Origin of the sequence: Pedomonas sp. (assembly GCF_036515995.1) — a bacterium.
GTDB lineage: Bacteria > Pseudomonadota > Alphaproteobacteria > Sphingomonadales > Sphingomonadaceae > Pedomonas.
In genome coordinates, this window is sequence record NZ_DATBUP010000161.1 from 1 (window position 1) to 21627 (window position 21627).

Below are 21627 nucleotides of genomic sequence, written 5' to 3' on the forward strand. Positions count from 1 at the left end.
GGAATTCATCGAGCGTCCAAAGCCCGATCAATTCCGGATCGTCCAGTCGCGAGAGGATGAGGTGTTTGTCGGCCATGTCCACCGTCCCCCGTCACGGCCTCAGATGAGTGCCGTAATCGTTGAGGTGACAATGGGAACGCCGGTGCCGACGCCGACACCAACGCCCACCGGCACGGCAATCTGGCCGAGCGAGAACCGGCCCGACGCCAGCCCGACGATGCCGCCCGCCAGGCTCAAGACGGTGATGATCTTGCCGCCGCTGCCTTCCAGAAAATCAGTGAACATCGTCAAAGCGGTATCAAATGTCGTATCCGTCCCCGCCATCGCGGCACCGGCAGCCAAAGCCAGGCCGACGCACGGAACGGCGATATCAGCCAGTCGCCAGTATCGCCGGCGATCCAGACTCAGCAAACCCATGTCCCTCTCCTCATCTGCTCATGTTGGCAAACGGTGAAACCACCGCGGGCCAAAGCGTTGGACAAAGTCGAAGCCAGAGGGAGAGGCGAATTCAGCTGATGGACTGATTTTTTTGCGGACAGGCAATAAGAATGCTGTGCTTTGAAACGTCGTTGCCGGCCTGTTGCCTAGATCGGCAACAGCGATTGCACAAAAAGGCGATGCTCATTGCCAAATGAATCAACACCTGTTGCATTGGACCGCAACGGGTATTGCCTAATTGTATAACACAGATGCCGGAGCCCGCGTCGCCGCGCCACAAAGAAGTGCCGCAGGCGATCATCGAGCGATGATTTCTCCTGTGTGCACCAAATATATTCGAAAATATGTGTTCAGCTCTATAGGTGCGAAATTATCTTGTTACCTGAACAGGTGGGAGGGCGGTTTACTTCGCGATTTTTTTAGACGATAACCTTAAGCGGTTGCCCGCCGCATGTAGTTAGAATTGTTCGTATTTTCCGTCCTCATCTTAGAATGGTGGACTATGCACGCACACCTAACGACCCAGGCGCGAACCAAGGCTGCAATACTTTCGACACTGATCGCTTGCAGCCAGAAATCTCAACGATCCATCGCCAACGACGCCGGCATCTCACCGGCTCATCTCAACCGCATTTTGCGGGGGACCACCCGTCCGCGCGATGAAACGTTTCTGAAAATTATTCAGGCAACCGGGACACCGCCAACCACGGTCGGGCTCGCCTTGATCGTAGGCCCGGACAATATCCCGCTGCTCGCGCAGTCCGATTTCATGCGACAGCTCTGCGCTGAATTGCCAACCCGGCTGCTGGAAGTTCTCGGCGACGAACTGATCTATGCCGATCCCCGGTGGGCAGGCAACATTGTCGAACACGTCGTGGCCAAGATTGAAGAGGTCATGGCCCGCAAGCGGCGACTGGACAGCAATCTTGCCCTCAACCTCTAAACTGCCCGTAAAAAAGGAAACCGCCATGACATAGCAATAAACCCCGCAGCGAGGCGGGGCTTATCAAGGCTGAATTTTGAAGTAGCACTCTCAATCTAGCCTTCTCCTCCCTTCAGGTCAAGCAGCGCCTCGCCGCGCCACCAGAATTCTTTGCCTGCATGACGGCCCCATTCCTGGAGGACGAACGGATGAACGCGCGCCATGGCATCGCGGCGACCACGCCCAAGCCAACCGGAATTGCTACTCGGACCCCATCCTATCAGCACTGGCACCAAATCGCCGAAGGCTTCGACGGACTGGCAACCAATCGCTGCCAGATTCAGGTAGCTGTCGCTTATGGCACGGCAGATCTGACATGGCCCGCGCGGTCACTTCTTTTGCTCCTGCTCTCGCACTTGTCACCAACCGACGTTGCTCACGGCAAAACCACAGTTTGGCCCAGCACTTTACAAATCGCAGCGGCGTTCGCCTGCTCAGAGCGCGCAGTGCGCACATATAAGGCTGAACTCGAGGCGAAGGGCTACCTGCTGCGGCGCTATGATCGTCGCAATCGGCCGCTGCGCGGCGCGGCCTTCGACCTTGCGCCATTTTTTGCCCGTTTGCCTGACATTCTCTCGGCAGTTGAAGCGTCGGCCTCGGGCCGCCGCCGGGAGCGCTTGCTCAAACGGAGCGAGCGCGAGCCGGTTATAGCCACCAAGGCGGAAGAATCTTTCCGCCTAAGAAACAGTCAGAATCCAACTACTGATTCTGTACCGGTCCTGGCATGCAACAAAGGTGATATCGCCGCCGCGCTCGAAATCGTATCGCTCAGCCCGACGTTGACTGCGGCGTTGTCCCATGACGCCATGAACATGCTCACGCTCGGGCAGCCTGAACGAGCGTTTCAGGAGATTGGCGAACAGATCGACCAATTTCTGACGGATGACCACGGTCGACGCAACAACAGGGCGACATGGGCGTGGGCAGTCCGGCGCTACGGCGCAAAGGCCATAGCCATGCTTGGTATCGCGATTGAAGACCCGGACGTCCGCTGTCGCCACAGATTTTTTGGCTGGCTAACGACCACGGCGGACTCGATTGATCTGACGCCCAACCTCAGACGCCTACAACAGCGATTGCCTGCACCCGCGCCCGAGACCGTACCCCCGGCAATTCCAGGTCTGTGCCGCCTTCTGGGTCAGACCCTTTACCAGGCCTGGTTCAGCCAGTGCCACCTCATTCTGCAGGACACCGCCGCTGTTCTTGTCGCACCCAACCGCTTCACCGCCGACTGGATCAGAAACAACTTCGCCCCCGAACTGCGGCTTTTTGCCAAGAACCAAGGCTATGCTTTCCTTGAGGTCACCGCGCAGCCAAGGCCTGCGCCCATTGCTGGATTGCAGCAGGACACTCCGTGGGCAGATGCGCGAATGTCTGGCATACTGCCGAAAGCGAGCAATGAGATGGCGTCCCAGATCAACAGGAGAATGCCGTGACCGAACTCCATTTGCTGAACTGGTCAGCCCTCTACCTGGCCACCGCTATCATCTGCCTCATTGCAGCGACCCTTGCCGCAACAACCCTGTCCATCGAAGTCGCCCACGAGAAGCCGTGGCGTACGGCCCGCACCTGGCAACAAACCCTGCTCCTTATCCCTCGCCTATGGTGGCGGTGGCAAAAGCTCTATTGGCTGGCAACTCCGGTCATCCTGGCAATTGTAATCGCCTTTGGCTGCTCACTGAGCTGGGACTGACCGAATGGTTCCTGCGGGAGTGCCTGAAGCGCGTGACGCCAGTAATCCATGACCTTCTTCACATAGCCCAGCGTCTCATCGTTTGTCGGCAGGCCGCCTGCCCGCCTCACCCTCCCCGGGCCGGCGTTGTAAGCTGCCACAGCGAGAAGCGGTGATCCAAAGCTGTCCATCATCCGGCGCAGATACAAAGCTCCGCCGTTCAGATTGGCATAGGGATCGAAGCTGTCAGCAACACCCAGCTCCCGAGCGGTCCCCGGCATCAGTTGAGCCAGACCTCGGGCACCCGCCCGGCTCACTGCTGTGGCTTGATAAAGGCTCTCCGCCAGGACGACCGCATCGAAGAGCGCAACCGGCACCCCATGCTTGCAGGCACTCTCCACCACAATCGGCCAGTACACTCTGCGCCGCTCGTTCACGTGCGCCGGAACACTTGGGTGCCATCTATACTCGGCTCTGTGGCAGCTCACTCCTGAAACAGCGCCATCACCTGCTGTGCCGTCACCTGAAAACCTCTCTGCACCTTCCCAGTCGACCCGGTCCTGCCGATGCACAACAAGCCGAAAGCCACCCGGCCCGCCTTCGGTTTCCAAGTGATGTCCTGCGGGAGGGGCGGCGGTGGAGGGAGGAAGGATGCCGGCTGGCGGCGGCGCGTCGGCAAGAGAAGGAGCAACGCGGAAAAGAAGAAGGAAAAGTGTCACGGTGTGGCGCATCATCCGTCCGCCCGAGGCGGCCCCCGTCTGTGATGTGCCAAGGCGGGAAACCTACCTCACGCAGTCGTCACTCGACAAGGGCCTATTCGGGGTGCTGCGAGGGGAGGTTTTGAGTATCCGGGCCTTATGAGGCTGTATGGTATCCAACGTCGCGGCCAATAGTACCCAGGCGATCGAGGGCTCAACCGATGTTCACCGTCTATGCGATCCACACTCCCGAAGCTGAGAAGCTGGAGCAGGATGGCCCAGCGTGGCGCTCCGAAGATCGATGTCGTCGATTGCGGTGGTTATTGCATGGCCCTCGAGGGCTCGCATCGCCTCGCGGCTGCTGATGCACTGGGTATCGTGCCGGACCTGATGATCTACGAGCAAGACCAGTTACTCGACATCCGGCGCTATGATTGGCTCGATGCGCACATTTGGGCCGAGACGATTTACAGCGCGAGGGACGTTGCTGGTGAGCTCTGTTCGGCCCACCAAGCCGTTGCCTAGGTTTTTGACCGTTGAGGCGTTGCGCTTGGCCCCTGCCGCTTCTTGACCAGAGATGCTCAGAGCCGGATCCGAACAGACGGCGATGGACAGATGCACAGGCCCCTGCTGGTGCTCTCGCCGCTTCTTCCCCCCGCACCTACTATATGATCGCGACAGGACGCGGCTCCGTAACATTTGCCTGCAGCAATGTTAATATCCGCGCTGAAAAGGCGCGGCATAGCGAGAAACTTTATTACGTCGTCTAAAGGCGTCGATTTAAAGAAACTCGGTCGATTAGCTATTGTGCAGAAATACAAGAAAGATGCTTAACAATTTTTGTTGAACTGTTCTTTGAATAATTCCCAACTGTCCTCAATCCGTCTCCAGCGGGAGGACATATGGGAATGCTTACAGTACCGGCTGCGCTTGAGCTGCTGACTGACGTTATAAGCGATGCTCGCCGAGCTGGGGCGACAGCCGCGGACGCTGTCTTTGTCGGGGACGCCGCCATACAAGCCAGTGTGCGCCAGGGCAAACTGGAAGAAATTGAGCGCTCGGAAGGAGCCTTCATCGACTTGCGTGTTTTTGTCGGGTCACAGACAGCATGCGAAACCACATCCGATCTCAGTCCCCAAGGCCTAAGCGCGCTCGTTTATGGCGCTGTCGCACTGGCCAAGGCGACTCCCCCTGACCCCTACGCCGGCTTGGCGCCTGAAGAGCTTCTTTTAAAAGGCGGCCTGCCCGATCTGGATCTCGACGACCCAACCCCCGTAAGCCCGGAGCGGCTGAAACTGGACGCGCTTGCCGCGGAAGAAGCAGGCCGCAGCGTCCCGGGTGTCGTCAACAGCGAGGGCGCATCCGCCACCGCGGGACAGGTAACAAACGCCATGGCAACATCCCATGGCCTTGCCCAGGGCTATCGCACCACGTCACATAGCGTCACAGTGACGACCGTCGCAAAGGGCAAAGGCGGCTTGGAGCGCGACTACGACTATGCTGTTGCCCGGCACCGCTCAGATCTGGAAGCCGCTGAAGTCGTGGGACGGCGCGCCGGCGAACGCACAGTCAATCGTCTGGATCCGACCAGATTGACGTCAGAGCGAATGCCGGTGATGTTCGACCGCCGGCTTGCGCCCTGCCTTATCGGCCACCTTATAAGCGCGATTACCGGCACGTCCGTTGCCCGCCGAACGAGCTTCCTGCTGGACGCGCGCGGGGAGCGGGTCTTTGCACCAGGCGTCACCATTCGTGAAGAGCCGCTGCGCCCACGAGGCATGCGCTCGCGCCCGATCGATGGCGAAGGGCTGCCGACCAGAAGCGTGGACATCGTCTCAGACGGTATCCTCAACACGTGGCTTCTGGACTCGGCCTCGGCCCGGCAGTTGCGCGAACGGCCTACCGGCCACGCATCCCGCGGGGCCAGTGGTCCTCCGGGCACAAGCGTTTCGAACGTCATGTTAATGCCGGGTGCCGCCACCCCCACCGACATCCTCAGCAGCGTCCGACGCGGCCTTTACGTCGTCGAGCTCACTGGAATGTCCATAAATGGCATGACCGGCGAATACAGCCGGGGCGCGGCCGGCTTTCTCATCGAGAATGGGGAGCTCACCCGAGCAGTGTCGGACGTCATGATCTCGAGCAATCTTAAAGACATGTTCGCCACCATGATTCCAGCCGATGACCTTGAGCTTCGGTACGGCATCGATGCGCCAACGGTGCTCATCCCGCAGATGACCGTCGGCGGGCACAGGTTCTGTAGCTGTTAACGAAGGGCGAACAGCCCGAAGGTTCTCATATGGTTCGGCAAGCGGAATGACGCTTCCCGCCACAACTTTCCCAACGAATACAGAAAAGGGAAATGCCATGAAGCCGAAAAGAGGCGGCGACACAGAAATAGAGCTGGATCGTCAGGTTGCGGCCCGCATCCGGGCTTTAAGGTTGGCAGCCGGTCTTAATCAACAGCAGCTGGGGGAACGCCTGGGTGTCACCTTTCAGCAAATGCAGAAGTACGAGAAGGGTCGCAACCGCCTGACAGCAGGAAAACTCATCCTCCTTGCTGACGTGTTCGGCATCCCTGTTGCCCAGCTCCTGGCCGATCGAGACGAGATCCAGAGGCCTAACCTTGCCTGTATTGTTCATGCTGACGAGGCTGGAGGGCTACCTTTCACGCAGCGCGAAGCGATGCAGCTTATGACCGCCTATGCGAGCATCCGCGATGTACGCAAGCGCAAGCATATTCTCGCACTGATCAAACACCTGAGTGACACAGCCGCCAAAGGCCCCGGTGTATTTGTTGAAGCCGCTTGAAAAGAAACCTTCGCAATGCCCGCCATGTGGAGATCAGTCGCCGATTTGATCTGCACACAGTTTGTCCGATGCTGAACAACGAGAAGTGGTTATGAGCAAGCCGCCGCACCCGCAGCCTGGTCACATGAACAGAGAGGCTATCAGTCAGCTGCGCCGGGTGAATCTTCGGCCAACGCGGCAACGAATTGCCATCTTTGTCTGGCTTTTCAGGAGCAGCCAATCCCAACATGTTACGGCTGAAGGCCTCCATCGGAAGCTCTCCCAGCAACACACCGCGCTGTCGATCGCCACAGTCTACAACACGTTGAACACATTTGTGGAATACGGCCTTTTGAAAAAAATCTATCTGAATTCTGACACTGCATTCTACGACACCAACACCGAACCCCATCATCACATTGTGATCGGCGACCCTCTGGAAATACGAGATATTCCTGTGGAGGCGATAGCGCTTGCAAGCCAGCCGCAGCTGCCTGAGGGCCTGCAGCTTAGATCCGTTGACGTGATCCTGAAGGCTGACCGCCGCTCGTGACCCAACCCGATCGATCGGTCGTTGACCTCCTCGCTGGCGCATGTCCTTTGCAAAAAGGACTTTCAGCGCCCGCTGATGATGAGGAGCATACCAAGCAAAGGCACTATGACAGGCATCGAAAGTCGATGCCTTTGAATCCTGGCGGGAGCGCCGCCCCGTGCCGGACAAACATAACGAACATGTTTCGTCGTTTGCGCTCCTAAAAACCGTCACCAAGCGCCGGTTGCCGCCAGGTGCCGCGACGCAGTGCTGCTAATAATCCGAGAGACTCACCAAAGGGTCATTCTCCGGACATCGTCTCGAATCTCGAATTGCACCGCAAGAACCGGAGTGCTCCGCCACTTCCAACCCCGTAAAGATCTGGAGGCAATCACACCAGAGAAGAAAGGCTGTCCAAGTGCACCAACTCGCCGATAAAGTCGCGGTCATAACAGGGGCTAGCTCGGGCATTGGGCTGGCCGCAGCCAAGCTGTTCACGTCGCAAGGCGCGAAGCTGGTCATATCGGGAAGACGGCAGGTCGCGCTCGATGCGTTGACGGCGGAAATTACCCAAGCGGGAGGGGAAGCGGTTGCCGTGGTCGGCGATGTGCGCTCCGAAGACGTCGCGCGTACGCTAGTGGACACTGCCCTCGATCGGTTCGGCCGGCTCGATGTGGCTTTCAACAACGCTGGTGGCGATGGAGGCATGGGCCCGATCGGCGACATGACGCTCAAGAACTGGCGCGAGACGATCGACACGAACCTGACCAGCGCATTCCTGGGGGCCAAGTATCAGGCTCCCGCTATGGCGGAGCGAGGGGGATCGATTATCTTTACCTCGTCGTTCGTGGGCTATGCGGTCGGCTTCCCCGGCCTCGCGGCTTACGCCTCGGCGAAGGCGGGCCTCATTGGCCTAGCGCGCGTCATCGCGGCGGAGTTCGGACCCAGCGCGGTGCGTGCCAACGTGCTGCTGCCGGGTGGGACGGACACGCCTGCCAACCACGCAAATCTCCCCGGCTCGGGACCTGAAGTGCGCCAGTTCATCGAAGGACTGCATGCGCTCAAGCGGCTTGCGCAGCCGGAGGAGATCGCTCAGGCGGCTCTGTTTCTGGCGTCTGACGCGTCCAGCTTCGTCACGGGGGCGGCTATCATGGCGGATGGCGGCGTCTCGATTAATCGGACCTGATTGGATCGATCCGCGAAATTGAACAACTGCTACCCGTCGGCGTCCATCGATGCCGGCGGGCTTGCCAATGCCGCGCCATTTTGTGCTGAGTAGTATGGTCCCCGGAGTCCGACGTGTACAGCGTCAGCATCGCATCCCGATTAGTAAGCAAGAATCGGAGTTCCTCGCATCAAGATTGGAATTAGATTTGGAACGGAAATGTAGAGGACCGACACGGTGAGCAGCCGAGACAACCAAGCAAAGGCAACTCTCGCCGATCCACGGTGGGCGCGCATCGTCGCCCGTGATAAGACCGCCGACAGTTCTTTCTGGTACAGGGTCAGTACAACCGGCGTCTATTGCCGGCCGTCCTGTCCGTCGCGAGGATGCAATCCAAGAAATGTAACCATTCACGACACTCTCGAAAGCGCGCAAAAGACCGGTTTCAGAGCCTGCAAACGGTGCAAGCCTGACGGACCGGCCGCTGAGATGGTAAGCGCTGAGATCGTTACCAAGGCATGACGCATGATTGAGGAATGCGAGACCGCGCCGTCGTTGACTGATGTCGCGGAAGCACTCGCACTTACTCCCAGTTATTTTCATCGCATCTTCAAGGCACACATCGGTCTCACACCCAAGGGCTACGCCGCCGCGCACCGCGCGAAGCGCGTGCGCGAGGCGCTGGCCGGCGAGAACAGCATCACCGAGGCGATCTACGACAGGGGCCATGCGCGGTTCCGTTACAGCCAGGAGCCGTGCTGTTGAGAGGCTTCGCCATCTCAAATGCGGAAGCCTCGCTAATTGATGTTCGCCGCATCCAAACGATGAGAGTCCACGATTGCCGGGCGCTTGGTCCCCGCCTCCGGGCGAGGCGGGGACCCCCTGCTTTGATGCGGAAACCTTTGCCCTTTCACCCGGGAGACAGAGGTGAAAGATCAATGCCCCCTGCTAGATAAAGGACAACGCAACCCCGGAGAGGCGCGGCAACAACCACGCCTCTTGGAACCGGAACGGCGAGCGAGGCACCGCGGCATTGGCCCTTGCAGACCCACACGCTGATATATTGTTCCTGTAGGAGTCTATTAGCCCACAGAAGGCTGCTTCCGATATCGCACCGACAGGGATCACAGCCTGGCGCCCCTTCGCTGCCCTTCCGATACTATAGACGGATGGCAGAGTGATTTGTCCGGAGTGTTTTGCAAATATATTTTGCGGGCTTGGCTGGCGGCATCTCACGGATGCCTGTCGCGCCGGACCGGCGCTGCCTTATAATTGAAAAGTTGACCCGCATCGCCCCCCGATGCGGATCAACAAGGAAAGACGCAGCTGTGCGTGTGTCATCTTCGGGAACCTGAAGCCGGCCGGGAACCCGCTGGTCTGGTTGACGACGGCTGTGCTGGTACACAGTGCCGTCATTTGCATAGACGTACCGCGGTGGTCGCTTGTCCGGATCGTTCCGAAGTCGAAATATTGCAGCAGGTTCGATGAGCGAACACGCGTGTTCCTGAAGTCACGTGCCGCTCTGTGGCTGGGCCAGCACCATTTACTTCGGCCCTTGGGCGATCCCATATCGATGTTGCGCCGACGGTACACCCGTTTAGAAGGGACAGCGGTCCTCATGTCACCGGTGATTCCACCAGCCAGCGTCCAGGCTGCATCGGCCCTGATCTCGCGTGCGGTTCCACCCGCACCCGGGAAATCTTGGGGCCAGGAAAGGAGGTGTTAGAACCTGAATATACTTGAGCTGCTATCAGTCATCATAGCGTTGCTCGCACTGCTCATCTCGGCAATTCGTCTTGGATTGGCCATCGGGCAGCGCGATCGCGACTGATAAACCGGTAGCATAAGGGTTTCATCGGGCAGCGCGGGGCGCCTTTGAGCGCTGCCTGATGGCCCAAAAAGCAAGACCCCGCAGATTCCACTCCGCGGGGTCTTTGTAGAGATGTTAGAATCCCTAACTTGAGCTGACCGATATATAAATCATCATCCCGTACCAGGCAACCCCGCCGGCGTTAGCTCATTCCGCCGAGTTCTTCCCTTGTCCAACCCCCACGGTTCCTACGCTGGCTCCAGGTTGGAGCGACGCTTCACGTAGCTTTCGCAGAAGCTGGTAAAACTACGGATAAGTCTCGCCCCCTCGAGAGTCTCCAGATCGTCTCCAACCATGGCCCTGTACGCTTCAGCAATCTTGTCCACGTCGTATCCGCCGCCGTGCTCAATCCCGATCTTTCGGAACAACTCTTCAGTCGGGCCGCCGAAACTCAAAGACCCCTTGGGAAAGCGCGTGGGTGTCGTCTGTCGCACGGGCTTCCGCCGCAGCGTAGTCCGCTTCGGTCCGGCCCCGCCATCCTCTGCCGGTGTCGAAATCAACTGGTACTGCGTCGGCACAGAGACAACCCGCTGGCGAATGGGCGGTGGTGATGCATACATGAGAATGACATCACTCCGGCCAAAATCTGCCCGAGCGTCCGGATAGGCGGCGCTGACCAGCGCCCAGTTGCGACGTATGGCGTTTCGGAAATGGTGAAGATGCTTCGGGGCGATCCCCATGTGGGCCGCCAGTTGGTCCCATCTTAAAACAGCAGGCTTTTCCCGCCCAATGCGGGGCAAGCGATAGGAAAGGTACGTATACAGGTCGAGCGCAGTTGGGCTGTCCTTGATGTGCGCAATCGCTCGCTCGTCCAGCGGCACAGCATGTTCTTGAAGATGCTCGTAGAAGGCCTCGGACAGCTGGATCTCGCTGTTGAAGCTGCCATCCTCCCGATGCAGGCCGACGTAATTGGTAGACAGCTGCACGCCACGGATCTGAAAAACAGACTCGCCGTCTTGCTCGCCGTCCCATCGGATCTGCCACTCACAGGCCATGAGACGGTTCATCTGGTCCCTGATGCCGTGAATGGTCCCGCGCGGACCATACGACGGCGGCGGATACCCAAGCCGCCGCATCCAGTCGGTCAAGTTCTGCCCCAGCTCGATATGGCGAGACTTTTTCCGAACCGCTTCCGAGAGAATATGGATCAGCATGACCCGCGGATAAGAGCCGAAAGGAACGCCGAAGCTCTTGAGGATCGTCTCGTCCCCTTCCCTTGCCAGGACCTGACGCGGCTGGATGGCTAGGGCATACTGTCCGTCTTGCCGGATGATCGGCGCCATCTCATCCCGCGGACGCGTGGCCGGCAGGCTCATAGCGCACAAGGCGGAATGTAGGAACGCAGGCACAGGCTCTTGCGCGGCCATTGCCTCAACAACTTCGAAAAGCGAGAGTTGACCTTGAGCCTCGGCTTCTGCACGTGCTCTATCAGGGCCCAGAACCTGATAGTTCTGAACCAGTAACTGCCCAGGGCCCGGTTGAGGGACGAGCGCGAGCTTTGGAGAGCGTGGGGCCATGTTTGAGCGCCTTCGTTGACGGTCTGATCCTCGCCTCGGTGCGGGCTGGTCTGCAAGTACAGCTGCGATGGGCTTGGTTTTCTGCCGATTTTTCGGGGGCCGTACCGATGATCATGCGATAACACCCGCGAATCGTCCCATACGAGTCCCAAAAATGAGAAAGCGACCGACTGCGAGCCGCAGGCGAGCAGCTTTCTATATCGGTCGATCTTATCGGAATCTCTTTATAGGTATGTATCGCACGATCATCTGTTGAAAGCTGTGGATTATCGTCTCGTCATCGTAATCACGGTTGGCACCTATCATATCTTCATCGGTGCATGGCTGTGGATTATCGCACGATCATCGGTGGTCAATATCGGCCCAGGGTGCAGTGATGTGTTCAATTGCTCATGTATGAAAAGCCCCTCCGCGCCTCCGAGGCTTTGATGGCCGCATTTAATCTTATAAACGTTTGATTTTTAATGAAAATTATTAGATATCGAGTGCCGGAACGGGCACGTCTCGTACTAAACTTATCGCACAATCATCGGTATAGCATAGCGCCTACGCCTGCAAAGCAGACCTGCTCCATCAGGCATTTATCACATGATCATCGGTCGGGATTGCGTGCCGCGACTTCGGCAAGCGGGCCCGGAGGCCAGACATTTATCGCATGATCATCGGTCGGATTTGAAAGGCGCTCGACCAGACACACAGATCCGCGAGGACAGGCTGGCGAGTATCGCACCATCATCGGTGCAATTCACAAAGTGAAACGGATCTTCAGCGGGAGCGGCAAAGCCAGGCCAGGCATTATCGCATGAACATCGGCCCAACTTGCCAACCGTTGCGGGGGAAGTCCGCCGGCAGAATTAAGGCAGCGCAAAGAATGCGGGACCGCGTTGGCCTGAAACTTGCCTCCAACTGCCGGAGGCTCAGCCTTTATCGCACGATCATCGGTTGAAAAGGCAATGGCGGCGTGGTTGCTTCATCCCGCGCGCTCGCCATCCGAGCAATTGAAGTCCTAAACAGCCGCGATTATCGCATGATCATCGGTCTAAAATGTAACCGAGGATAGCTCGGGCCAAGTTTAGCGTGCCGTTCCTAGGGAGAACGTGGAAACAAGCTCAGTGACCAGGTTATAGCCAAGGTGAAATCGAACATCTAGGGAAATATGAAGAAATTGACGTGGTACCTAGACGTGCCTAAGCTTCGCCTACTTCTCATGAGCCTGAGGTCACTATGCCGACAACCGCGAAATCCTTGCTGTCCGATTCTGCCGACAGCCCCCTCCCCCCTTACTCGCTGTCGCCCCAGGTCGACGCACAGGGCATGATGCGCCTTGCAAAAATGGGGCAGCATCTCATTGGCGCTATCAGGAATGCGGCGACCGACGGCGAGCCCGGCTCTAAACCGGCTCCTGTCTACCAGATCACAAAAGCGGCTCAGTTGATCGGTCGTACCCCTGACGCACTGCGCCGTGCGGAGGACGAAGGACGGATCCCGGTCGCGCGTCGCAACGACCGTGGCAAGCGCATTTTTACCTTGGCTGAGATCAACCAGCTGCGCGAAATCTTCGGTACACGGCCCCGCCGCGGTCCGGAGGATCCGTTGACAATTCTTGCAGTGCAGAACTTTAAGGGCGGCGTGGGGAAGTCAACCATCTCCGTCCACCTGGCAGAGTATCTTGCGCTCAAGGGCTACCGGGTTCTGCTCATCGATTGTGACAGCCAGGCCTCGGCCACGTCCATGTTCGGCTACCAACCGGACATCGACCTCAGCGAGGACGATACCCTCTATCCGTATCTGCGTGGTGAGATGGAATCCATCCGCCCGCTGATCCGCAAGACACACTTCGACGGCCTTGATCTGGTTCCGGCCAACCTGCTTCTTTATCAATCGGAATACGAACTGTTCGCATTGCTTATGAACGAACGGCAGAGCGGGGGACCGGGCACGATCATCGACAGGATCGGCGCTGCGATTGCGACGGTTGAAGACGACTATGACATCGTTATTCTGGACCCGCCGCCTGCGCTCGGCATGATCTCGATCGGCGTCATGAGTGCGGCCAATGCACTGGTCGTACCAACGCCACCGAGCCTGGTTGATTTCGGGTCGACCGTGACGTTTCTGACGATGATGGCCAGCACCATGGCCCAGATCGAGAGCATCCTGGGCCGCGAGCCCGCTTACAATATCGTGCGCTTTGTCACGTCGAAATACTCTGACAATAAGAAAATACACGCGACGATTTATGACGCGGCAAGACAGGTTTTCGGTCCGTTCATGCTGTCCTCGATCCTGAAGGACAGTGCCGAGATTGAGAGCGCTGCTGGCCGCATGCTCTCGATCTACGATCTCGATGGCCCAATCAGCAGTCACGATGTCTACCGGCGGTGCGTTGAAACTCTCGACACGATCAATCTGGATATCGAGCGCACTATTTTGTCGACCTGGCCGAGCCGGAAAGAGCACGCCGCCTGATTGCATATATGCAATTCCGCAGCAAGATGTTGAAATGTAACACGAAATAACAACTTCGTGTCTCGAGTTGGAGACTTTCATGGCCAAAGGCAACAGGGACTTTGCAAACCTTCTGACAGGCAGCCTGACGGACGCGAGCGTTGAAGCCACGCCCGTGCCGGACCTTGCTGCAATGCGGGACAGTTCGCTGAGTAAAATGGCGCGTGGCAGTGTCGTTAACACGCGGGTCGAGCTGGTCGATCCAGCACGCTGCAAACCGTGGGTCTACTCGGACCGGGACAGGACGTTGCTTAACGAGCAAGAATGTGCCGACCTGATTGATTCCTATAAGGCCACCGGACGGCAGCAGTTGCCGGCCCTGGTACGACGTCTCAAAGACGATCCGGCTCATGATTTTGAAATCATCTATGGCAACCGGCGCCATTGGGCAGCGCTGTGGATGCAGCAGAACGGGCATCCTGATTTCAAATTCCTGGTCACGATCAAAAATCTGACCGATGCCGAAGCTTTCATCGAAAGCGATATCGAGAACCGCACGCGCAAGGACCTCTCCGACCTGGAGCGGGCGAAGAAGTACCGCCAAAGCCTAGAAATCTTCTTCAGAGGCGATCAAAAGGGCATGGCCGGATCTCTGGGCATCAGCGAAAGCACGCTGAGCCGCCTGCTATCATTAGCTGAACTGCCATCTGAGGTGATCGGTGCCTTTGAACATCCATACGACATTAAGGCCACGTATGCTGTGACCCTCAGCCCGTTACTGAACAATCCAGCATCGCGTCGTTCATTGATAGAGCTCGCTAACGAAATAACGTCAGAGCAAGAAGTAGCTCGCCGGGAAGGACGGCCGTTGCAGAACGGGCCAGCAGTGCTCGCGCGTCTGAAGTCTGCAAAGGAGAAAGTGAAGAAAACCAAGAAGCGCGATCAAAAGCTGCAGCCCTTTACCACCAAGGAGGGGGCAAAGTTCCTCGAAGCTGAGCGGGTGAGGGGAGGGGGGCTTCGCATCCAGGTGTACTCCAAGACCGGAGCCAGCCGTCAGGAGTTCCTGGACGCTTTTGCGAAGCTACTGGAAGACCTACCGGATAGCTGACCGGAGCGGAGGAATTGCATATATACAATTTTCTTCTAAGTCGCGGAGCATTAGGGGTTTTTTCGGACTTGGTGCAGGGTTTTTCTCCATGGAGAAAAACCCTGCTGTTTTCACAAGCATTCTACTCTCGCAAACCAAAGTCTCGAGCGCGCTTGGTTAGACTGAGCAGGGAGCAGGTGACTGTCATTCGGGGTATATAAGACCCACGTAGGTGGCGACGGTGGGCCTGCCCGGCTCGAGATCCGAAAAAGCGACCGGGCAGGCCCGCGAGCCGAGGGGCGCTATGCTGGTTCTTCATCGTCCCCAAGGCTCGAACCAAGGTTTGTGAACAGTCGAACGTTGTTCATGGTGCAACCGCTTGGCGCTCGCGAGCTGTTCACCGTGCTGCCATCCGACATCCGCGCTGCAACTTACAATCCGGGAAGAAAAATGGAGGCCACTCGCCAGCGCCTAAGACGACTGCGCCTCGAGTTCAGACCAGCATAGCGTTCTCCGCTTTTCCGGGATTTTCCTTCGGGCCCACAATCGGGCTGCTTCCCGCTGGTCTTCGTTGTCTGTCTACTCTCTTAGACGAACGGGACGGTCGTTTGTCCGGATTGCCCCGGTGTTTTGTTACCTATTCGAATGCAGCCGTGGAAACGCCATCGATTGCAGGCGGACAGCCGGGCTCGCGTTCAGGAACCGCACTAGGAACGCGACGGAACTTGGGATGTCGCGGTCGCCAGCGTCCCACTTCCGCACGAGTGTCGTTCAATAATCAAGTCGGCGACTGGCAGTGCTGGGCGGCTAGGGATCGAGATCAGTCACCAGGGACTACGTGCTTGGCCCTTAGGCGCAAATTATCGTGGCTTTCGGCCAGGGAGCTGCAGTGGGTCCTTGAAGACGGTGTAATAGAAGGAGCCCATGAGTACGCGGTCATGCTGTTTCAGGCCAAGGTTTAGCCGCTCGTTTTCCTGCGACTGTTCGGCTCCGCGCTCATCACAAGGTACCACTGCGTCCGGAGAAAGAGTGCCGTTTACGCGCAAACTCTTCTCGTCTTCGTTCTCATGCGGGCGATCCTCCAACTGGAGGATATCGCCCGGCCTCGCGCCTTGTATTTTGCGCCAGGAGAGGGGCATTTCGGCGTGCATCAACGGCCGAATGATACACCGTTGGTAAGTAGCGAGCACCGCACTGTCAGTAACGTCATCAGGAACATCCGTGACCTCGATGACAGGGGCCTCTCCACCATATCCGCGTTCGGCGCGGCTATGAGCGAGGCGAGTATTACCGTCAGGCGTGATAAAAAACTTGACCGATCGAGACATGTGAGAGTCTCCCATTTTTCCCTTTTGATACACATAAAAAAGGAGAGGTTGAAGGCATTCTTCATACGCATACAAAATAGCGGCGAGCGGGTTGAGTTCGCGATCCGCCTTCTTTTCTGCACTCGGGGAACAGGGCAACTCCAGCCAGTGCATCTGCGCTGAATTTCAAAACCCGGATCGGTGTCCCTGCGTTATGCTCACAGCCGCATGTGTTGACTGCGGAGCAAGCCACCTGTCGCTACAGCTTGGGAAAACAACAAACCTATGATCAGGAGACTGTACCATGGGTCCACGTGCATTGGCAGCGGTTATAGGGTGCGTGTCAGTTGCCGGTGTAGCGTACGGTCAGCAGGACTTGGATCCGGCTGCCCGAATCTGCGAGAAGATCGCGCACGGAGAAGTAAGAGATATCGAAAACAGATACAGTAATGAACAAGATTTTAACCGACTAAAAACTATATTGAAACAAGCTAACTTGCAGTCATACCAAGAGCTTGAGGGATCCGCGGGCAGTCTGGGAATAGACCTTCCAGTTGCAAAAGGAATTCTCGGTTTAGATGCCGGGGCAGAGACAAATAGTGCCGTATTTCAGAAGCAGATGAACGAATTCTACAATATGGACTATAGTGAAGCAAGTAAGAAAAGAATATTCTTGCAGAGCTCGTCTAAGTTAAACTCCTTACTGCTCACTGTCACAGATAACTGCAATAAATACTATTTTGCAACATTGAGAGACCGTGTCCGCCTCGTAACCATTGCAGATCTAATCGGATATGATGTGTTCTTGTTAAGCATCGCGGCAAATATTCCTGCAGATCTTGAACAAGATTTCATTATTCGGCAAATCGAACCGTCTGGGCTGGTGAAATGCACCGAGGGAGATAAGCCCGCTGCCCTCGATGTCCCGCGGCGCTCCCGTCGGGCAGTGCTAACTTGCAGAAAAGATCCGAAGCAAGCCATGCGAGTGATAGTGCGGACAAATTCCGGCACGAGCAATGGGATATTGATTCCAGCGGAGCCACCGCCAACTACCGTGAAAGAGCAAGTATCAGAGCCTACAATCGTCGAGGCAGTGTGGACCGCCCAGCCGGAGCCCGCTCCGATGGCGGTCCCTTGCACTTGCCTGAAGGTTACGCCAGCCCCGGTGGGCGACGAGGTAACGGAAGAACCGACCGAGTATACGGTCACCAATGACTGCAACGGGCAGCTTATAATTCATGCCTATAAACGGGGCCCGGCGACTGGTACGCTATGGTCGAACGTCACCTTGGGCCAGGGGCAGTCAGTAGTGTTTAACTTCGCTGGCTCGACGGGCGCGGGAATTGCGAACAAAAACTGTCCTGGATAGGGTTGCGTCGCAGTTATCTTATCATCGGGTACTACTGGTATCGAAGATTGGCCACTTGCAGTGGAGTGTGCCCGCGAAACAAATATTGTATTGTCGCCGCCAGCATTGCCCGAGAGTAGCCGCGTCGGGTCCCTGGCAAGGCTTTGAATTTTAATGGCCCCCCTTGTTCATTTTTCCTTGATGGCAATGGTGTGGGCTGGTGGGCGAGAGTACGCTGCTCAAAATATTTGCGCGATTACGTGACTGGCGCAAACCAGCCGTGCCTCAGAAGTGCGGGAGTGTCTTCTCCTGATAATTGAACATTATCAGGACTCGGCAGGTCCAGCAGGACCGGGCAAAAGCCAGTCACAGCCAAACAGGGCAGGGGCGATGCTGGACAACAGGCACGTTTCGGCGCCCACACCAATCGACGACGACCTTATCCGGTCGAGTGTTGGGGTTGGTATTAAACGCAGGCAGCAACCGGCTGTTGCCTCTGCTTTACCGCTGCCGGCTGCTGCGGCGTGAGGGCAAAGGCCTGGATTGAAGAGTGAGGTGATCTAGGGCGGTAGATGGCCGGTAGGCGACTGTCTGGTTCGGCGTAAAAATTCAGGATAGTTGGCGGTAGATGCCGGCAAGCCACGACTTTTCTTAGCCGCTCAGCAGGCAATTCTTGCGCCCGGTCGCTGAGAGGCGGCTTGCCGACAACTGTCGCTTGTGAAACGCAGCAAGACCAGCTTCTTGATAGAGCCCCCGTCGACTGTTATTCATACCTTATGAATGAAGAAAGCAAAGCGCTGGTTGGCGAGAAAGCACGGCGCGTTGGACGTCCTCGCCGATTGACTATTGACCAGGTGCTGGACGCGGGACTCGCGCTTGGCCTAGATAGTTTGACGATGGGGGCGGTCGCTGAGCGACTCGGCGTAACCATTACGGTGCTGTACAGCTATGTCTCGAACAGAGAGGAGCTGGTCCGGCTCGTCGCGGCGCGCGCATCGCAAAAGCATGATTTCCCGAGCGATAACGGACAGCACTGGACGCTCTATGTCGCCGGTCACGCTGTGGCGCTATTTGAGCTGCTTACCGGCCCCGGGCAGCTGGTCGCGCAATATTTCGCTGGCGGACTTGGACCCGAGGTCGAGCTTGATCGTGCCGAAGCATGGTTGGAAGCGTTGACTCGGCGCGGCTTCAGTACCCGCGATGCGCTCCTGCTCCAGCGTCAGATGGGTGAGATCGTGATCGGCGGCGCGGTGACCGAACTGCACGCTCGCTCTCTTCAAGCTGGCGGGCTTGGGTTTGAGGAGGCCGCAAACCGGGCAATAGCCAAGCGCGCGCAAGTGGAGCTTCCCCTGCTGAAGTCGGAGCAAGCGAGCTTTAGCAAGCGGCGACCAATCTGGACGCGGACCCTTGCTCTGCTGCTGGAGACCGTAGCGCTGCACAGGGGAGAGAGTTTTGACATGCAGTCGATGCTGCGCGCGCTAGGGCAAGATTCGCACGCTTAACACCGCACAAATCGACATGCGAAGGCCGGCCTGGCACCGGCCTTCCTCTCTGTTCAGGCAGCGAGCTGCGGTTGATGCGGCCCGGGAGCTTCGGCCGGGTAAATTCGGGGAGCGCCAGTGTCATAGACCTTGGTCAGAAGCTTGATGAAGCTCTGGTCGCGCATTGGGTCGGTCGGCACCTCGAAGCTGTGGCCGCGGGCGCGCAGATCCTTGATGAACATGTCGAATACCTGGTCGTGCGTCAAGTCGTCGGTATGTTCCATGACCATTTTGAGTTCGGCGTAATCCATGAAGATTTCAGCGCCCCAGTGCACCATCAGGCGCATTTCCTGTGCGGGCACCTTTTGGATGACCTTCTCGCCGGTGGTGATCTGCCATCCGTCCGCGGCATCGGGATCGCTGCTGAACAAAGATTCGAAGGCCAGGCCCTCGGGCATCCGCTGATCGAGCGGGCCGTTGGCTTCGGCACGATGGAACATCCGCTCGTTTTCGACGACAACGCCGCGATTCCACATCGGCGCGGCAATGCGCGCTGGCTCGGCGAACTGCCCGTTCGGCCAGTAGGTGAAGCCGCCGCCGATCGTGCCTTTGTAGAACCAGGTGACGATCTGCGCCTTTTTCGCCTGCCACTTTGTGAATAGGCCCGACTTGCTCATTGTGTTGAGCAAGTAGATCGGCGTGTTGCGCTGATTGATGCCGCGGAAGGCGGTGGCGTCAATGTGCGCAGGATCATGGCTGTGGCAGGGGCCGTTGATGTTGAAGAGCATGTTGTCCGGGCTAGCATAATCGGCCTTCCAATAGCCGCGCACCATGTCCAGGAATTTTTGGTTGAGGAAGCAGTCTTCGATCTCCGGATGCAGGCAGGTGCCATATTTGGCAAGATAGCCGCGAAAATTGGGCGTCAGGAACATGTCGAAGGTGGGCGTCACGCCTTCCGGCATTGAGCCGGACATCGTCGCGACCACCTCTTCCGCGGATGCGAAATGCTGCGCCAGGATCATTTGCCAGGGGCCCTTGTCGCGGACCAGGCGGACGATCCGATCGTGTTGGTCATCGCTGTAAGCGCCATCGACGATGATCGGTTTGGACACCGGTCGAATGATTGTGGGCGTGTCTTCAGGCATGATTCACTCCTTAAATTTCCCAGCCTTGATACAATCGGCACCGGTCAGCTGCAATAATTTTCGTAATGGTTTCGAAAACTCCTTGAGGCGCGTTCAGCACCTTGATAGGGTGGCCATGTTCCCGAAGCCGGGGCTCGACGGGATAAATTGTCATGCGTGGCGGGGGGCTAGGCGTTGCGGATTTACCTCGATTATCTTTCGCTCGCCGCTCGTGAGCACCGCGCGTCACTCCGCTACCGTATCGAATTGAAGGAGCAGGACATGACCATCGAGCAGGAAAAGTTCGCTGGCGGCGTAGCCGTGATTACGGGCGCTGGCGCTGGAATCGGCTCCGGCATTGCGCGGCGAGCGGGCGAACTAGGCATGACTGTCGTAGTAACTGATATTTCGGCGGAACGCGCGGACCAAGTCGCCGCCGAGATACGCGCTGCCGGTGGCAAGGCGGATGCGATGACGGTGGATGTATCGAAACCCGTAGAGCTTGACCGGCTGGCAAGCGAAGTATTCGCGAAACATGGGAGCGTCCGGCTGCTCGTCAATAATGCAGGGATAGAGACGATCGGCTATGCCTGGGAAATCCCGGTGGAACGCTGGGAAGCCACGCTCAACATCAACATTCATGGCGTGATCCATGGCGTGCGCGCCTTCGTGCCCCACATGATCAAAAGCGGACAGGAAGGCTGGATCGCCAATCTGGCGTCAATCGGATCGTTCGGGATCATGCCGATCCAGACGGCCTATATGGTCACCAAGCATGCGGTGCAGTCATTCAGCGAATGTCTGTATTTGGAAATGGAATTGGCCAAGCTGCCGATCCACGTCAGCTCGATCATCCCCGGCCAGGTCAAGACGAGCATCTTCGATGCCGATGCAGGCAAAGACGAGCCAGCCAGCACGGCGCGCCACCGCCAGGTCATGCACGACATCATGAAGGCTGGCGGCATGGACCTCGCCGCCGCTTCGCAGGTCATTCTGCAGCAGGTTGCCGAGAACAAATTCTGGGTGTCTACCCAGCCGGAAATGACCGAGGCGCTGATCGAGGGACGGATCGCTTTCCTGCGTGATCAGGCCCCCCCCAGCCTGCACGAAAGTGCGCGGCAGCTTCTCGACGCTTAAACAAACCCCATTTGGTTGATCATTCAAACAG

General features: G+C 57.7%; 19 protein-coding genes. 14 read left to right on the forward strand and 5 right to left on the reverse strand.

What is annotated here, in order from left to right:
* Positions 1–99: 99 nt before the first annotated feature.
* Positions 100–417 carry a hypothetical protein gene (locus VIG90_RS12280; RefSeq protein ID WP_331593812.1) on the reverse strand — a complete coding sequence of 106 codons (318 nt, stop codon included), beginning with the start codon at positions 415–417 and terminating at the stop codon, positions 100–102.
* Between the two features lie 523 nt (positions 418–940).
* Between VIG90_RS12280 and VIG90_RS12285 the strand changes: the two genes are divergently transcribed.
* Both VIG90_RS12285 and VIG90_RS12290 read left to right on the forward strand, forming a co-directional pair.
* The gene (locus tag VIG90_RS12285) at positions 941–1381 is read left to right on the forward strand and encodes a helix-turn-helix transcriptional regulator (RefSeq protein ID WP_331593813.1); all 441 of its coding nucleotides are present in this window, start codon (positions 941–943) and stop codon (positions 1379–1381) included.
* Positions 1382–1569: 188 nt separating this feature from the next.
* On the forward strand, positions 1570–2856 hold the full coding sequence (locus tag VIG90_RS12290; protein WP_331593814.1) for a DnaA N-terminal domain-containing protein: 1287 nt from the start codon (positions 1570–1572) through the stop codon (positions 2854–2856).
* A 187-nt stretch (positions 2857–3043) separates the two neighbouring features.
* Here the strand turns inward: VIG90_RS12290 and VIG90_RS12295 are convergent, their stop codons facing one another.
* Complete coding sequence (locus VIG90_RS12295) at positions 3044–3826, reverse strand: lytic transglycosylase domain-containing protein (protein ID WP_331593815.1); 783 nt, start codon at positions 3824–3826, stop codon at positions 3044–3046.
* A gap of 237 nt (positions 3827–4063) precedes the next feature.
* On the opposite strand from VIG90_RS12295, the gene VIG90_RS12300 reads away from it, so the two are divergent.
* The 7 genes from VIG90_RS12300 to VIG90_RS12325 all read left to right on the forward strand — a co-directional run bounded on the left by VIG90_RS12300 (position 4064) and on the right by VIG90_RS12325 (position 9042).
* Entirely contained in the window at positions 4064–4315 is a 252-nt protein-coding gene (locus tag VIG90_RS12300) for a hypothetical protein (RefSeq protein WP_331593816.1), read from the forward strand.
* Between the two features lie 383 nt (positions 4316–4698).
* Entirely contained in the window at positions 4699–6060 is a 1362-nt protein-coding gene (locus tag VIG90_RS12305; protein WP_331593837.1) for a TldD/PmbA family protein, read from the forward strand.
* A 46-nt stretch (positions 6061–6106) separates the two neighbouring features.
* Positions 6107–6601: a helix-turn-helix transcriptional regulator gene (locus VIG90_RS12310; RefSeq protein ID WP_331593817.1), complete on the forward strand. Its 495-nt coding sequence runs from the start codon at positions 6107–6109 to the stop codon at positions 6599–6601.
* Between the two features lie 91 nt (positions 6602–6692).
* Positions 6693–7133, forward strand: a complete 441-nt coding sequence (locus VIG90_RS12315) for a Fur family transcriptional regulator (protein WP_331593818.1) — start codon at positions 6693–6695, stop codon at positions 7131–7133.
* Positions 7134–7530: 397 nt separating this feature from the next.
* The gene (locus VIG90_RS12320; RefSeq protein ID WP_331593819.1) at positions 7531–8298 is read left to right on the forward strand and encodes an SDR family oxidoreductase; all 768 of its coding nucleotides are present in this window, start codon (positions 7531–7533) and stop codon (positions 8296–8298) included.
* Positions 8299–8514: 216 nt separating this feature from the next.
* Positions 8515–8799, forward strand: a complete 285-nt coding sequence (locus VIG90_RS19880) for an Ada metal-binding domain-containing protein (protein ID WP_414695500.1) — start codon at positions 8515–8517, stop codon at positions 8797–8799.
* Positions 8800–8802: 3 nt separating this feature from the next.
* Positions 8803–9042: a helix-turn-helix domain-containing protein gene (locus tag VIG90_RS12325; protein WP_331593820.1), complete on the forward strand. Its 240-nt coding sequence runs from the start codon at positions 8803–8805 to the stop codon at positions 9040–9042.
* Positions 9043–10335: 1293 nt separating this feature from the next.
* Here VIG90_RS12325 and VIG90_RS12330 read toward each other — a convergent pair.
* Positions 10336–11430, reverse strand: coding sequence for a replication protein RepA (locus VIG90_RS12330; RefSeq protein ID WP_331593821.1), 1095 nt, complete (start codon positions 11428–11430; stop codon positions 10336–10338).
* A 1458-nt stretch (positions 11431–12888) separates the two neighbouring features.
* Between VIG90_RS12330 and VIG90_RS12335 the strand changes: the two genes are divergently transcribed.
* Entirely contained in the window at positions 12889–14133 is a 1245-nt protein-coding gene (locus VIG90_RS12335; RefSeq protein ID WP_331593822.1) for an AAA family ATPase, read from the forward strand.
* 79 nt (positions 14134–14212) lie between these two features.
* Positions 14213–15220 (forward strand): ParB/RepB/Spo0J family partition protein, encoded by a 1008-nt coding sequence (locus VIG90_RS12340; RefSeq protein WP_331593823.1) that lies wholly within the window; start codon positions 14213–14215, stop codon positions 15218–15220.
* Between the two features lie 839 nt (positions 15221–16059).
* On the opposite strand, the gene VIG90_RS12345 is transcribed toward VIG90_RS12340, so the two are convergent.
* Complete coding sequence (locus tag VIG90_RS12345; protein WP_331593824.1) at positions 16060–16680, reverse strand: hypothetical protein; 621 nt, start codon at positions 16678–16680, stop codon at positions 16060–16062.
* Between the two features lie 130 nt (positions 16681–16810).
* Between VIG90_RS12345 and VIG90_RS12350 the strand changes: the two genes are divergently transcribed.
* Positions 16811–17875: a hypothetical protein gene (locus tag VIG90_RS12350; RefSeq protein ID WP_331593825.1), complete on the forward strand. Its 1065-nt coding sequence runs from the start codon at positions 16811–16813 to the stop codon at positions 17873–17875.
* A 755-nt stretch (positions 17876–18630) separates the two neighbouring features.
* Complete coding sequence (locus VIG90_RS12355) at positions 18631–19356, forward strand: hypothetical protein (RefSeq protein WP_331593826.1); 726 nt, start codon at positions 18631–18633, stop codon at positions 19354–19356.
* Positions 19357–19409: 53 nt separating this feature from the next.
* On the opposite strand, the gene VIG90_RS12360 is transcribed toward VIG90_RS12355, so the two are convergent.
* Positions 19410–20480 (reverse strand): hypothetical protein, encoded by a 1071-nt coding sequence (locus VIG90_RS12360; protein ID WP_331593827.1) that lies wholly within the window; start codon positions 20478–20480, stop codon positions 19410–19412.
* Between the two features lie 261 nt (positions 20481–20741).
* On the opposite strand from VIG90_RS12360, the gene VIG90_RS12365 reads away from it, so the two are divergent.
* Complete coding sequence (locus VIG90_RS12365; RefSeq protein WP_331593828.1) at positions 20742–21596, forward strand: SDR family NAD(P)-dependent oxidoreductase; 855 nt, start codon at positions 20742–20744, stop codon at positions 21594–21596.
* Positions 21597–21627: the final 31 nt, after the last annotated feature.

What these genes read in the sequence shown, in the direction of transcription:
- VIG90_RS12280 (WP_331593812.1), bottom strand. Translation starts at nt 417, where the DNA reads ATGGGTTTGCTGAGTCTGGATCGCCGGCGATACTGGCGACTGGCTGAT.
- VIG90_RS12285 (WP_331593813.1), top strand. Translation starts at nt 941, where the DNA reads ATGCACGCACACCTAACGACCCAGGCGCGAACCAAGGCTGCAATACTT.
- VIG90_RS12290 (WP_331593814.1), top strand. Translation starts at nt 1,570, where the DNA reads ATGAACGCGCGCCATGGCATCGCGGCGACCACGCCCAAGCCAACCGGA.
- VIG90_RS12295 (WP_331593815.1), bottom strand. Translation starts at nt 3,826, where the DNA reads ATGATGCGCCACACCGTGACACTTTTCCTTCTTCTTTTCCGCGTTGCT.
- VIG90_RS12300 (WP_331593816.1), top strand. Translation starts at nt 4,064, where the DNA reads ATGGCCCAGCGTGGCGCTCCGAAGATCGATGTCGTCGATTGCGGTGGT.
- VIG90_RS12305 (WP_331593837.1), top strand. Translation starts at nt 4,699, where the DNA reads ATGCTTACAGTACCGGCTGCGCTTGAGCTGCTGACTGACGTTATAAGC.
- VIG90_RS12310 (WP_331593817.1), top strand. Translation starts at nt 6,107, where the DNA reads ATGACGCTTCCCGCCACAACTTTCCCAACGAATACAGAAAAGGGAAAT.
- VIG90_RS12315 (WP_331593818.1), top strand. Translation starts at nt 6,693, where the DNA reads ATGAGCAAGCCGCCGCACCCGCAGCCTGGTCACATGAACAGAGAGGCT.
- VIG90_RS12325 (WP_331593820.1), top strand. Translation starts at nt 8,803, where the DNA reads ATGATTGAGGAATGCGAGACCGCGCCGTCGTTGACTGATGTCGCGGAA.
- VIG90_RS12330 (WP_331593821.1), bottom strand. Translation starts at nt 11,430, where the DNA reads ATGGCGCCGATCATCCGGCAAGACGGACAGTATGCCCTAGCCATCCAG.
- VIG90_RS12335 (WP_331593822.1), top strand. Translation starts at nt 12,889, where the DNA reads ATGCCGACAACCGCGAAATCCTTGCTGTCCGATTCTGCCGACAGCCCC.
- VIG90_RS12340 (WP_331593823.1), top strand. Translation starts at nt 14,213, where the DNA reads ATGGCCAAAGGCAACAGGGACTTTGCAAACCTTCTGACAGGCAGCCTG.
- VIG90_RS12345 (WP_331593824.1), bottom strand. Translation starts at nt 16,680, where the DNA reads ATGCACTGGCTGGAGTTGCCCTGTTCCCCGAGTGCAGAAAAGAAGGCG.
- VIG90_RS12350 (WP_331593825.1), top strand. Translation starts at nt 16,811, where the DNA reads ATGGGTCCACGTGCATTGGCAGCGGTTATAGGGTGCGTGTCAGTTGCC.
- VIG90_RS12355 (WP_331593826.1), top strand. Translation starts at nt 18,631, where the DNA reads ATGAATGAAGAAAGCAAAGCGCTGGTTGGCGAGAAAGCACGGCGCGTT.
- VIG90_RS12360 (WP_331593827.1), bottom strand. Translation starts at nt 20,480, where the DNA reads ATGCCTGAAGACACGCCCACAATCATTCGACCGGTGTCCAAACCGATC.
- VIG90_RS12365 (WP_331593828.1), top strand. Translation starts at nt 20,742, where the DNA reads ATGACCATCGAGCAGGAAAAGTTCGCTGGCGGCGTAGCCGTGATTACG.